This is a genomic window from Pseudomonas sp. NFIX10 (genome assembly GCF_900111955.1).
Classification (GTDB): domain Bacteria; phylum Pseudomonadota; class Gammaproteobacteria; order Pseudomonadales; family Pseudomonadaceae; genus Aquipseudomonas; species Aquipseudomonas fluorescens_AA.
The window spans coordinates 107590-121165 of sequence record NZ_FOKH01000004.1; the positions used below are offsets into that span (position 1 = coordinate 107590).

Genomic DNA, 13576 nt, shown 5'->3' on the forward strand with positions numbered 1-13576 from the left:
TCACTTGCTGGTGATAGCCCCGTCCACCAACGTTTGCGCCTCAGCCACCAGTTGCTTGAGGTGCGCATCGCCAATGAAGCTTTCGGCGTAGATCTTGTAGATATCCTCGGTGCCGGACGGACGCGCCGCGAACCAGCCGTTTTCGGTCATGACCTTCAGGCCACCGATGGCCTGGTCATTGCCCGGTGCATGGCTGAGGATGCTCTGAATCTTCTCCCCCGCCAGTTCGGTAGAGGTCACCTGATCCGGCGACAGCTTGCTCAACAGGGCCTTCTGTTGCGGGTTGGCCTTGGCATCGACGCGTACCGAGAACGGTTCACCCAGTTCGTCGGTCAAGGCGCGGTAGGCCTGGCTCGGGTCGCGACCGGTGCGCGCCGTCATTTCAGCTGCCAACAACGCCGGAATCAGGCCGTCCTTGTCGGTGCTCCAGACGCCGCCGTCCTTGCGCAAGAACGAAGCACCGGCACTTTCTTCACCGCCAAAGCCCAGGGAGCCATCGAACAGGCCGTCGGCAAACCACTTGAAGCCCACCGGCACTTCGTAGAGACGGCGCCCCAGGCGCTTGGCGACACGATCGATCAGGCCGCTGCTGACCACCGTCTTGCCCACGCCGGCATCGGCGCGCCATTGCGGGCGATTCTGGAACAGATAGTCGATGGACACCGCCAGGTAATTGTTCGGCGCCAACAGGCCGCCGGACGGCGTCACGATGCCATGGCGGTCATGGTCCGGGTCGCAGGCGAAGGCCACGTCGAAACGCTCCTTCAGGCCAATCAACCCTTGCATGGCGTGGCTGGAGGATGGGTCCATGCGGATCTGCCCATCCCAGTCGACGGTCATGAAACGGAAGGTGGAATCCACGTGGGTGTTCACCACGTCCAGGTCCAGGCGGTAATGCTCGGCAATGGCCGGCCAGTAGCGCACGCCCGCACCGCCCAACGGATCGACGCCCAGGTTCAACCCGGCGGCGCGGATGGCATCGAAATCGATGACATTGACCAGGTCCGCCACGTAAGTGTTGACATAGTCGTGACGGTGGGTGGTATCGGCTTTCAGGGCCTGCTCGTAGCTGACTCGCTTGACGCCGGCGAGCTGGTTGGCCAGCAGTTCGTTGGCCTTGGCTTCGATCCACTTGGTGATATGGGTATCGGCCGGACCGCCGTTGGTGGGGTTGTACTTGTAGCCGCCGCTTTGCGGTGGGTTGTGGGACGGCGTGATGACGATACCGTCCGCCAGGCCCGAGGTGCGGCCACGGTTGTAGCAGAGAATGGCGTGGGAAACCGCCGGCGTCGGGGTGTATTCATCCCCCTCGGCGATCATGACGGTCACACCGTTGGCGGCGAAGACTTCCAGTGCGCTGGCGCCCGCCGGGGTCGACAGCGCGTGGGTATCGATACCGACGAACAACGGCCCGTTGATGCCCTGGGCTTCGCGGTACAGGCAGATCGCCTGGCTGATTGCCAACACGTGCCACTCGTTAAAGCCCAGGTCGAAGGAGCTGCCACGGTGGCCGGAGGTGCCAAAAGCCACGCGCTGGGTCGCAACCGAGGCATCGGGTCGGCCGGTGTAGTAGGCCGTCACCAGTCGCGGGATATCGATCAACAACTCTGCCGGTGCCGGCTTGCCCGCAAATGGACTGACTGTCATGCAAAACCTCTGAGTGGAGTGGCTCGGGAAATGGGGTGCAGTTTACTGACAGTTCGACCATGGCGCGATGGGTTCGATCCATCGCCGCCGATTACGCTTGTTCGAGCCTCAGGGCGTCGGCCAGCGCGCAGAGTGCGGCATCCAGTTCCTGGGGGCCATTGAGCGCATGGGTCAGGCGCATATGTTGCCCATACAGGCCATGAAGGCTGAACAACTCCCCCGGAGCGATGACGATTCGCTGGGCCAGCAGCCGATGGAAAACCCGCCGCAAATCAACCCGTCGCGTCGAGCGCATCCAGATCGTCGCGCCACCTTGGGGCTCCGCCCATTGCAGGCTATCGCCCAGCCGCTCGCGCAGCAATTGTGCGGTCGAAACCGCGCTTTCGCGCAGCAGGCGCCGCAACACCAGCAAATGCTGGTCAATCCGACCGTTGCTGTACAGCCGGGCGATGGCTTTCTGGCGAATCGGCGACAGACGAAACGCGCGCAGCAGGAAGTGTCGTTGCAGGTGCAGGGTCATCTGGCGCGACAACACGTAGCCATATGGCGCCTCTGGGCCGATGGTCTTCTCGAACGTGGAGTAGACGATCAACCGGTCCGGGTCGAGCAAATCCCGAAAAGGCGTCGCCCCGGCCTCGAACGCCAGGTCGGTATGACTGTCGCTCTCCAGCACCCAGGTGCCATGCCGTTCCAGCAATTGGGCGATGGCACGACGGTTCTCTTCAGGAACCAGCGAACCCGTTGGCATGTTCAGGACTGACGACAGCACCACCAGGCGTACCGTTTCGCTCTCCAGCAGTTGCTCCAACTGTTCGATGTCGATCCCCTCGCCGGCCAGCAGTGGCAGCTCGATGATGTTGATGTCGGCTGCCTGCAGCAACCGCAACACCGCCCAGTCGCAGGGCGACTCGATCAGTACTGTGGCGCCCCTGAGTGCAAGCACGGCGATCAGGATCTCCAGCACACCCTGCAGATCGGCGCCGATGTAGACGTCATCGGCATTCCAGCAACGGGCCGGCGAAGAGGTGTAGCGGGCCGCCAGCGCGGTGCGCAGTTCCAGCTCGCCCCAGGGTTGCGAGGGCGTCTGCGAGGAACGTGGGTACTGGCGCAGCAGCTCGCGTTCGAGCAACAGCATCGGGCTGTCCAACGGCTGCATCGACGCCGGCTCGTCCGCGCTGAGCACCAGCATGCCAGGCCGCCGGGCATTGACGTACACGCTCTCGAGCAAATCGTCGCCGCCATCCAGGGGCGTCATGCTGGGTGCCGGCAGCGCGTAATAACCGGACTTGGCGATCGAGTAGACCCGCCCCTCCTTCTCCAGCAACGAATAAGCGTACTGGATGGTCGATATCGACACATTCAGACGCTCGGCCAATTGCCGCAGCGAAGGCAGGCGCACCCGCGCATCTACTTCCAGTTCGTTGATCAACGTGGTCAGGTAGCGATAAACCGCCTGGTAGGCGAAGTCTGTCTCCCGGCAACCTTTCATGGAATCACGCCAGGCGAACCGGTTGCAGTCGGCCAGGACGCAACGCCGGGCATCACGACCAGGAACGAGGTAGACGAGTCCATCAAACCTCGTTCCTCAGTGCCTTGCCGAGCGTTCGTGCGGCTCATCGGCGGCCTGCCCGGCTTCTACGCTATCAACGTCGTCAAGGGCCTGCTGCAGGTCGGCTTCCGGAACCGCTTCCGGTTGTTCCGGCACGGTGACGCTCGCCCGGTACAGTTTGCCAAGGATATCGATGGGCAGGCCACTGACGTCGACCATCCATTGCGCGATCTGATCGGCGACCGCCGCGCCCTGCATGGCCTTGTGCAGGTCCGGCATCGCCACCAGCATGCCGGGGTGGCAACAGCGCAGGAAGTGTTCCAGGCCCGCGCCCTGCTCCACGAATGGCGCGAACAGCATGCACACCAGTTGCGTTTCGCTGAGCCCCAGGACCTTTTGCGCTTCGAGGGCGGCGTAGGCGCGGCGCTCGGGAATCGCCGAAGGTGAGCCGAACAACGCCCGGGCCTGCTCGCAGGCGTGTTCCGGCAGTTGCTTGCGATGCATGATCATGATCGTCCGCTGTACGTAGTCGCTGTATCCCGTTTCATAGCTGCGCCCTTGCACGTAGCAGGCCTGCAGGCCATGCAAATGGGCCGACAGCAGTGGGCTGAGGTATTCGTTTTCAATCGCCGAGGGCATGATGCCGTCGGTCTGCACCCGCAGGAATTCGTTGAAAAGCGGCCAGTTGGTGCCCTCCAGGCGGTCGACGATCAGGTCGTCGATGCCGATGTGGCTCATCCGCCGGCAGGCCTCGAAATGCCCCTCGGGCTTCCAGGCGCCAAGGCGCTCGGGACCGTAGAAATGCTCGTAGAGGTCACTGCTCAAGTTATCGAGGTGGGCGAAGAGGCTGTCGAAGCAACTGATATTGTCGGTCGGCAGACCGATTTTGCGGGCCGCGCGACGCAGGCCTGAAATGAACTGTTTTTGCTGGCGCGGCGTATCGCTGCTGACCATCGAGTCCACGCCAGACTCCCAGCGGGCCATGTGCCGATAGAATTCGGCCATCGCCAGGTAACCGTCGTTCCCGATTTCCAGGGGACTGTCGACCGAGCGAAGGTGCCCCAAGGCCAGCAGGTCCATGCGATTGGCCTCGTGCCCCGCCACCGACAAGGGCTGGCGGTGATTGAACGGCAACACCTCGCGGTTATCCGCCATCAGCAATTCGACCCGGGGATCGTCATAGACAAACAGTGCGCTGTAGCAGCGGTGGATGTTCTCCAGCGTCGCCTGGTTGGTTTCGCTCAGGCGCGGCGTGGCGACGCGCAAGGCGAAGGTCACCGGATGCCGGCCCGCGATGCTCAACTGGGCGGCCCGCAAGGCGGTCAGTACATAAAAGCTCTCCCGGCTCCCGTTCTGGACCGTCAACACACGATAATCGCCAATCCGATCGATGCCTCCGGCGGCGACAATCAAGCGCTGGATCAAAAGCTGCAACGCGGTCCGTTCGGCCCGGGAATAAAAACCCAACAATCGTTGCAGTACCTGTTGATATACGTGAGTCATTGCCTGCTCATGAATTGCACTCATAGCCATTTACCTGAAATTCAACTATCGGCGCCGCACCCGCACCAACGTGACCGCGCGACGTGTTGGTCTGAATGAATCGTTCTAGTACTCAAAGAGTATTAGCAATACGCCCAAGCGTTGCTTGTCGTAATTATTTGATACATACGCAGAAAGTCACCCCATGCGCCCGGACACCGCCGCTGCGGGCCTTGAAAACACGGGGCCTTGCCGGGCTAGCGGTACGTCCTAGGAGAATTCCGACAACGTCCCACAGACAATGAGTACGAGAAATAAGGAACTTACCGAACTTTAATTGACCGTCTACCCCACCCTGTTTTTCCCAGGATCGATAGATAGCCCCGTGCCAATTAACGCTCGCTGTACCTTGAATACGCCTTGAAGGATGAAAGCCTTCGAAAAAGTTACACCGCACCACGACTTCTTCCTTGATATGGAAATCAGCGTTCAATTATCAGGACTTAAATAATGATTAGAAGATACAGATTGAGGGCAAAAACCAGTTCAGATTGTTAACCGGCAAACCGTTTCTGCTTCGAGAGAACTCGGACAGGTTGCTTGAGGGGCCTTGCAAGGCACGAACGCACCGCCGTCAGGCGCCAGTGCGTGGGAAAGGTGGGATGGGATCGAACCGGAGGCAGCGCAAGAGCCCGGCGATGACTCTTGCGCAAGACAGCTATCAGGCGGGGTCGACGACCTGAAGGGCAACGCGCTCACGGCAAGGGCATTCACCCATGTACCGGTGCGCTTCGACAAACTCGGAGAACGGGAAGACCCGAGTCTTGAGTGGCAACAGCACGCGATCGGCGGTCAGTTGGTTGATATCACGCAATGCACGCTGCAACGCCACCTGGTCCTGGAGGATGCCCAGTTCCGGTTTGCCGGTAAAGTTACCGATGCAGTGCACGAAGAACTGGATGTTCTTCTGGAACGCCGCGCAGGCCGGGAACGGCGTCTGGTTACCGCCCTGCAAGCCATACAACACCAGGCTGCCACGGGGGGCCAGCACATCGCCCAACAGTGACATCTGCGGCCCGCCAAGGCCGTCGAATACCACATCGACGCCACGACTGTCGGTGAGCTTATTGATTTGCATCAGCAAGTCCTGCTCTTCGGTGACGATGACTTTCTCGGCGCCCAGCGACAGCAGGTATTCACGCTCGTCAGCTGTCTTGGTGGCCGCAATCACCCGCACTCCCAAGGCCTTGCCCAACTGGACAAAGGACGGGCCGGCGCAATGACTGGCATCGGTGACCAAGGCGAATTGCCCCGGTTTGACCCGCGCCAGGTCCATGTAGGCGAAGTAGGCGATCAGCAGTGGCGTGTAATGCACGGCGGCTTCGATCGGGCTGAGCACGTCGGGATAACGGGTCAGCGCGGTGCGGGGCAGCACGATGACTTCACCGTACACCGGATAATCGTTCGGGCTTTCGGCCGGAAAACTGGCGACCTTGTCGCCCACGGCCAAGTCATCGATGCCGTCGCCGACGGCCGTGACCACTCCGGCCATTTCATGGCCCAGGCCCGAAGGCAGGCGTGCCTGGGAGGACGCCAGGTTCTGGCGCCACAAGGTGTCGTACCAACTGATGCCGATCGCTTCGACGCGGACCTGCACTTCTCCTGGCGCAGGAAGAGCCGCCGCATGCTCTTCGCATTTGAGCACCTCGGCACCACCAAACTTGTGAAAACGGATCGTGCGGGACATCGCAAACCTCGTCAAAGTAACCTCTAATGCCACGAACTCTATCCGGGCTTTGTGGCCAAGACCATCAGTGGCTATTAATAGTCGACATGCCTGTCATTGATTCCGCAGCAAGAAAAACCAACCACTCCTGTAGGACTTAACCTAAGAAAACTCAATTAGCCGGTGCAGAGTACCAGTCTTTCCCCGTAAGATTCATGCCGGCCATTGTTCCCATATGGCCGTTCACGTCAAGCTTACCGAATCTGCCAGGACCCCAGATGAATCGTAATGACCTGCGGCGTGTCGATCTGAACCTGTTGATCGTGTTCGAAACGTTGATGCATGAGCGCAGCGTGACCCGCGCGGCCGAGAAGCTGTTTCTTGGCCAGCCAGCCATCAGTGCCGCGCTGTCGCGTCTGCGCAGCCTGTTCGATGACCCACTGTTCGTGCGCACCGGCCGCAGCATGGAACCATCGGCGCGGGCGGTCGAGATCTTCGCCCTGCTCTCTCCAGCCCTGGATTCGATTTCCACGGCAGTCAGCCGCGCCGCGGAATTCGACCCGGCCACCAGCACCTCGGTGTTTCGCATCGGCCTGTCGGACGACGCCGAATTCGCCCTGCTGCCCATGCTGCTCAAACGCCTGCGGGCCGAAGCGCCGGGCATTGTGCTGGTGGTGCGCCGGGTCAACTACATCCTGATGCCGGGCCTGCTGGCGTCCGGTGAAATCTCCATCGGCGTCAGCTACACCGACGACCTGCCGGCCAACGCCAAGCGCAAGGTCCTGCGGCGCAGCCTGCCCAAAGTACTACGGGCCGACACCGCGCCGGGACGGCTGACCCTGGACGAGTTCTGCGCTCGCCCCCACGCCCTGGTCTCCTTCGCCGGTGACTTGAGCGGTTTCATCGATGAAGAGCTGGCGAAACTCGACCGTAAACGTCATGTGGTGTTGGCCGTACCGCAATTCAACGGCTTGAGCACCCTGTTGTCGGGCACCGACATCATCGCCACCGTGCCCGACTACACCGCCGACGCGCTGACCGCCGCCGGTGGCGTACGCGCCGAAGACCCGCCCATACCGGTGCGCAGCTTCGAACTGCACATGGCCTGGCGGGGGTCTCAGGACAATGATCCTGGGGAGCGCTGGTTGCGTTCGCGGATTCAGATGTTCTTTGGGGACCCCGATAGCCTGTAATGGAACTTCATAAAACCGTTTCATAACAACAAGTTATTTTTATTTTGGTCTGCTGCCGCCTGTATAAATCCAATGGATTCCAGAGCTTATGGGGCATAATTGGGGGCAAGTTTCGGCAGCCTTAGAAAGGATACCCCCACCGATGCCCCCCCGATAATGCGGTTTTTTTCAAACGAAAACTCAGTCGATGTCATGCGCATTATCATCCGGGCTATCCTGGAATTTGCCGATGGGCGCGGCTGGGTGGAACTCAACAAGGCCCGTCGACTTCGCAGGTTTCTTCTGCACCTGAATGACTGCAACGCATCCGTGGGGATCGACCAAGCAGGAACTTACTGAATCATTTGAACGGCAGCATGAACTGAACGTAGAAACGATCTCCGACTGGCCGGTTTTCCCCCTCAAACTCATGCAGCCACTTGGCAGTAACGCCGCCTTTAGAGTCCCCATAAGTAATATGAGGGCCCACCGCAACGACCTGCTGACGAAACCCATCGCCAAATGTCTCACCGTCAAGTCTGTCATCCGCGATTTGTTTAGTTGCATAGCCTCCCAGACCGATGGATAGCTTAGGCACTGAATCGAACGCGTGGTAACCTATCCCATACTCGACGAACGCGACGGGCCCCGACTGGTAATCGGTATCACTGTTTTTTGTATGAAATTCGACACCAACGCTACCCGAAACTTCAACTTTCGGAGTAGGAAACCATGTCACCGTAGAAAGAGGAACAAAACTATAGTAGCTATTTGAAACATTACTCCCCGTAGGTATGTAGATAGCAACCCCCGCATAGCCGAACACACTATGATCTGCAGAAGCCCATGTCAGATCAAAAGGTTCGAGACCGACGTTCGCAACCCCCGTGTTTTTTTCTTTTCCAAACGAGTTACCAATATCTGTATGGACGACCGGAACGGTCAACACGCTCGAAACTCCGAACCCTTTCATATCAATGTTCCAGCTATGGGCAAATCGCATCGCATCCGCGACAACATTAGCGTCAAAGCCCGGCACCACATTATGCCCATTACCGTCAGCGAATTTTTTCGACGTATACACTTGAGTATAATTCAGGAACCATGTTTCACCCGCCGCGGGGTAGGCGCCGCCCATTACAGTACTGACACCCAGTGGATAGGAGAGACTACCTTGTTCTGTCGCATAAACATCAGCGCTCGATACGAAAGCGACATAGCCCATCGCCAGCCATTTCAAATAGACGTCTTTGGTTCTCATTGCGCACTTCCACTCATTATTATTAATATAAGGAACGTTATTTTTTCCAAGCGCGTTCATCGAGCACTGTGAATCACTTCCACAAAAACAATCGGAGCCGAGCACATATTTGCCTGCAGCAAACCGCAGCAACAGCACTCACATTGCAGACAGAGGAATTTCAGTTCTTGCCACCGACCAATTAGCAGTTCGAAGAGGACTTACCCTTCAATGCAGTCCCACTTAAACAGGGCGGTATACAAAATGCTCCCCACCATTCAACCGTTCAAATCAACACGACAAACTGCGTTGTACGTTCCAACACCCGACTGAAGACTTGGCATTGCACTATGCCTCGACTTTCTAAGCGCAGAACTTATGCATCAAATTTTTGGCGCGCACATACTGACTGAAAAGCAAAGAAATTTCATGAAGTTAGATATCTAGCACCAACTCCTCGCTCAATGCACGTGACACGCACAAACACATCGCATTTCCAGTTCTTTTTTCGTCGTCTGTAAGATAGTTGTCGCGGTGATCGGGTACACCCTCCAGCACGGTAGTCAAGCAAGTGCCGCATACACCCTGCTCGCAACTGGTTGGAACATCGACACCCAGCGCAGTCAGACAGCTGGTTATGGTCTCGTCGGCACCGACAACAGCACTTCTACCGCTACGCGCAAGGTGCAGCCGAAATGGCTGGGCGCCGGCTAACTGGATTGGATCAGCACCGAAATATTCGCGGTGTATTGCATCGGCGGGCCAGTTCGCTGCGGCGACTGACTGCACCAGGTCCATGAATGGTCGCGGTCCACAGACATAGAGATCGGCGCCATGCGCGCGTTCTCCGAGCAAAACGGCTAAGAGCTGACGCAGCCGATCGGGATCATTTTCGTGGTGCAAATGGCTCAGTGCATGGAGCTCCAGTCCCGCTAATTGATCGTAAAACGCTGTGTGGGCTGGTGATCGAGTGAAGTATCGCAGCGCAAACAACCGCCCCGCATCACGAAGCTCATATGCCATCGACAGCAAGGGCGTAATGCCTATTCCTCCGGCCAACAGCAACACTGGGTTGTCCCCACGGGCGATACCAAAGTTGTTACGCGGGGCTCCGATCAGCAGTGTGTCGCCAACACGAACATTGTCGTGCATGGCAGATGAACCACCACGAGATTGTGACTCCCGCTTGACTGCGATCCGGTACACATCACGTTCCACCGGTGAATTCCACAGTGAATACTGTCGGATAAGCCCCGACGCAATGTGTACATCGATATGCGCACCGGCAGTGAATTGCGGTAAAGCCTGCGGACCTACACTTCGCAGTTCGAACGAACGGATATCAATGGCTTCGTCCCTGATGGCGGTTACTTTTGTTGTTATCAAGCTCATGACAAACCTCGTAGCGCTCAGACGAAGCCTTGCTCCGTCCTACAGAAACCGCTGGCGCGAGCGCCAGCACGAAAGTGATATGCGTCAAGGTTATGTCGTCGATATCTCTGTAAGACGGTCCGCCCAGCGCTCTACGTCCCTGTCCAGTTTCTCCGGCCGTGTTTCTTCGCTCTTATCGGGCGCAAGACCAGTCAATATCTGTTGTGAATCAGTCAAGTCTTTAACCAGCTTGCTGACATCTACATCAACCAGCACACCGCCACGCTTGCGGAGCTTGCCGGCGATGAACACTGTATCTACGTTGGAGGCATTTCCCGCCAAAACCAGCGAGGTGACGGGATCGGTTACCGGCATCAAATTAAGGTGCGTGGCGTTGATCAAGACCACGTCAGCTTGCTTGCCAGGCACGAGACTACCAACAAGGTGATCCAAGCCCATTGCCTTGGCACCGTTGATCGTGGCCCAGCGGAAAATATCGCGGACGCTGACCTGTTGTTCAGCGATTGCGGTCATCGCACCTGCGGTTGCGCCATTGATTTGATGTCGAGCAAAAACCATGGCCATTCGCATGATGGCGAACATGTCACCCGTCATGCACGAAACCGTATCGGTACCCAACGAAATGTTGACGCCGGAGATGACCGCGTCGAGAAAGTTCACGGGTTTGTTGATCCCCATGTAAAGCTCAGTGTCGGGCGAACTCACAAAATGCGCCCCCGTTTCCTGCATCATCATGAAGTCGTTGTAACCGAATTCATTGCAATGCGAGAGAATGGCACGTGAGTCAATCAGACCTTTACCAAACAGCATGTTCGTGCCACGGCTGATCGGCGCCGTGCCAATACCGCAAGCCGTGTGGCCGGTCCACTTGAGATTCATTTCCCGGGCTGAACGTATCTCCGCCTCTGTATGCTCGAACGGCAACATACTTTGTTCGGTAATGGCAATCCCCATACGGAGTAGGCCGTCGTTGGCGCCGAAATGCTGGTCAAGAATACGCCGAGCGTCCCTTAGTCGACTGGCGTGTGTGGCGAAGCCGTCACTTTCATAGACAGGGCAATACCCGTAGCCCCATATTCCGCGAATACCTGCATCCTTGACGCCTTCGACAGTTGCATCCGCATGCTCGGGAGTAACAATGCAATGGGAGTGATCGAACACCGAAGTAACGCCACCGCTGATCATTTCCAACGCAGAGGCATAAGATCCAAGCCGGGAGTCTTCAGGCTGATAGACTGCCAGGAACTTCTGCCTGACCATGTGTAAATAGCCCAGCAGGGTCATGTCGCCACAGATGCTGCGTAGCGCCCCTTGCCACAGGTGCTTGTGCATATCGATCAGGCCGGGAATGACAATCATCCCAGTGCCGTCAATGATCTCGCAATCGGGTGGTGCCACAATATCCCCGCCCACCGCAGTGATCAAAGCGCCTTCAATGAGTAAGGATCCATTTTTGATATCGCCGAGAACATCGTCGTTAGTGACGATCCAAGCGTTTTTGATGAGTCTGCTGATAGCCATGGGATTCTCTCGTATTGTTATTGTTTGACAGGCCGTTGTTACTAAATATCTAAACGGGTATCGGTACTGCGTCGATCAATACAAATCCGACCCGGCAGGGTTGCTCCGAACGGTTTTCCCAAGCGTGGTTGGTTCCACGCTGAACCATGACATCACCCGCCCGCATCAAGACCTCGCCTTCGTCCAGGACAGAGTAAATTTCCCCCGCAAGAACCATCACGAAATCGACCGATTCAGTCCTGTGCAGCATCGGATTAGTCGATTGGTTTTTATCACCCGTATCGAGCAGTTTCTGACCGGCCTGTAGCTTATCTTTCCATTCTCGATCAGGCGGAAACTCGACCACACGAAATACAGCACCTCCTACCGGAGGAGCGATACGGTGCGGTAGTGTCACCGGATCGCCCTGCACTGCATTGTCTGCTGGAACTTGGGTCGTCCATAGCTCTGTGGTGGCGCACGTTTCGATACCCATAATCACGTCCACATGAGGACATGACTCATCACTCACAACAATGGCGCGCCCCTGAGCGTTGTGTCCGGTAACGATGCGCCGTATGGGGGCGACACGCGGAATAACGGCTAAAGTTTTGGTGTGGCTCATGCTGATGCATTCCTAATTATTGATGGTTCAGGCTCGGTGAGCAGGCACGTCCGTGGTTTCAATGGAAATAACAGGGATAGCGTGCCCCGGGGTGTGACTCCGCTCTTGCTCCTTTAGCAATAAACCGTCGAGCACCCGCCGGGCACGGACAGCCGCCGCATCACCCGACAACAGCACGGGCTTGAGCGACCAGAAGTCCGCATCACCTATGACTTGCTGCTGCGCTTCTAGCATCGGCGCATCTTCAGTGAGGAACGGGGTCAGCAATCCTTGCAGGTGGGATTTCGCACGATCAGCGCCATCCGGGTAGGTTCGTTTCTCGAAGCACGAGGCAAAAAAGTAATGCGTAGTGGTTTCTGTTTCGGGCGTGAACACATGCGGGATCCTAATGGTGCGCCCGGCTTCACGCGGATACCCTGCCTCGGAAACAGTAACCGTCAGCAGCATTGATGCGGGCGGATCCCAGCGAACATCCATCCAACGGTCAGCAAGTTGGTGTTCTGCCAATTGAAAATGCATGCGCACGAAGGGCATTGGATCTTCCGACTGAACCCGACGGACGCAATGTACTGTTTCGCCCTCTTGGCTCACCTCGGCTTTTGCAGCGCTGACTGCACCGCTCCCCAGCGTATGAGGATGCAAAAACTGCACATGGCTCAAGTCCAGAATGTTGTCCGACTCCAGCACGTAGTTGGCTTTCACGTGCTGGTAGCCATGACTTACATGACAAAGCGCCTCATCGATGCTGGTATAGTCGGGCAGCGCTTGCAAATCGGCCAATTCCGGGTTGCCCGGCCAGAACCAGACCATGCCATGACGCTCTTGAACGGGGAATGAACGCACCACTGCCGCCGCAGGAATACGCCCATCGCCATGCGGGTTGTGCACGCAACGCCCAGCGCCATTGAACTCCAGGCCGTGATAGCCGCACTGAATACGATCGGTCCCGATAATGCTACCGAGATGCAAAGGAGCGAAGCGATGCGGGCAACGATCATGCAGTGCACACACTTCGCCCTTCTCGTTTCGAAACAGCACCAGGGGCCAGCCAACTAAAGTGCGCGCTTTCAGCGTTGTGGAACTGAACTCGTTACTCCATCCCGCCATGTACCAACGATTCTGCAGAAATGCCATATCGTTTCTCCAAATCTAATGAAGCCGTGTCGAAATATCGCAAGTGCCAAGCCGGTACCCGATGCATGACTCCCCCTTCAATGGTGCCTGCATCAAACACGACTCAATG

At 57.6% G+C, this 13576-nt stretch carries 10 protein-coding genes; 1 reads left to right on the forward strand and 9 read right to left on the reverse strand.

Features of this window, described 5'->3' with window-relative positions; all coding sequences use genetic code 11:
- The 4 genes from pgm to BM321_RS05285 all read right to left on the reverse strand — a co-directional run bounded on the left by pgm (position 1) and on the right by BM321_RS05285 (position 6425).
- Complete coding sequence (gene pgm / locus BM321_RS05270) at positions 1-1647, reverse strand: phosphoglucomutase (alpha-D-glucose-1,6-bisphosphate-dependent) (RefSeq protein ID WP_092441774.1); 1647 nt, start codon at positions 1645-1647, stop codon at positions 1-3.
- A gap of 91 nt (positions 1648-1738) precedes the next feature.
- Entirely contained in the window at positions 1739-3136 is a 1398-nt protein-coding gene (locus BM321_RS05275) for an aminotransferase-like domain-containing protein (RefSeq protein ID WP_092441775.1), read from the reverse strand.
- A gap of 96 nt (positions 3137-3232) precedes the next feature.
- On the reverse strand, positions 3233-4723 hold the full coding sequence (locus BM321_RS05280; RefSeq protein WP_092441776.1) for a hypothetical protein: 1491 nt from the start codon (positions 4721-4723) through the stop codon (positions 3233-3235).
- Positions 4724-5399: 676 nt separating this feature from the next.
- Positions 5400-6425, reverse strand: coding sequence for a zinc-dependent alcohol dehydrogenase family protein (locus BM321_RS05285; protein WP_092164618.1), 1026 nt, complete (start codon positions 6423-6425; stop codon positions 5400-5402).
- A 257-nt stretch (positions 6426-6682) separates the two neighbouring features.
- Here BM321_RS05285 and BM321_RS05290 point away from each other — a divergent pair, with 257 nt between their 5' ends.
- Positions 6683-7597: a LysR family transcriptional regulator gene (locus BM321_RS05290; protein ID WP_069970812.1), complete on the forward strand. Its 915-nt coding sequence runs from the start codon at positions 6683-6685 to the stop codon at positions 7595-7597.
- A 340-nt stretch (positions 7598-7937) separates the two neighbouring features.
- On the opposite strand, the gene BM321_RS05300 is transcribed toward BM321_RS05290, so the two are convergent.
- The 5 genes from BM321_RS05300 to BM321_RS05320 all read right to left on the reverse strand — a co-directional run bounded on the left by BM321_RS05300 (position 7938) and on the right by BM321_RS05320 (position 13467).
- Entirely contained in the window at positions 7938-8837 is a 900-nt protein-coding gene (locus BM321_RS05300; RefSeq protein WP_175534902.1) for a SphA family protein, read from the reverse strand.
- Between the two features lie 414 nt (positions 8838-9251).
- A complete protein-coding gene (locus BM321_RS05305; RefSeq protein ID WP_092441779.1) occupies positions 9252-10208 on the reverse strand; it encodes a PDR/VanB family oxidoreductase in 957 nt (318 codons plus the stop codon).
- Positions 10209-10298: 90 nt separating this feature from the next.
- On the reverse strand, positions 10299-11729 hold the full coding sequence (locus tag BM321_RS05310) for an amidohydrolase family protein (RefSeq protein ID WP_092441780.1): 1431 nt from the start codon (positions 11727-11729) through the stop codon (positions 10299-10301).
- A 49-nt stretch (positions 11730-11778) separates the two neighbouring features.
- Complete coding sequence (locus BM321_RS05315; protein WP_092441781.1) at positions 11779-12333, reverse strand: cupin domain-containing protein; 555 nt, start codon at positions 12331-12333, stop codon at positions 11779-11781.
- A gap of 27 nt (positions 12334-12360) precedes the next feature.
- Entirely contained in the window at positions 12361-13467 is a 1107-nt protein-coding gene (locus BM321_RS05320; RefSeq protein WP_092441782.1) for an aromatic ring-hydroxylating oxygenase subunit alpha, read from the reverse strand.
- Positions 13468-13576: the final 109 nt, after the last annotated feature.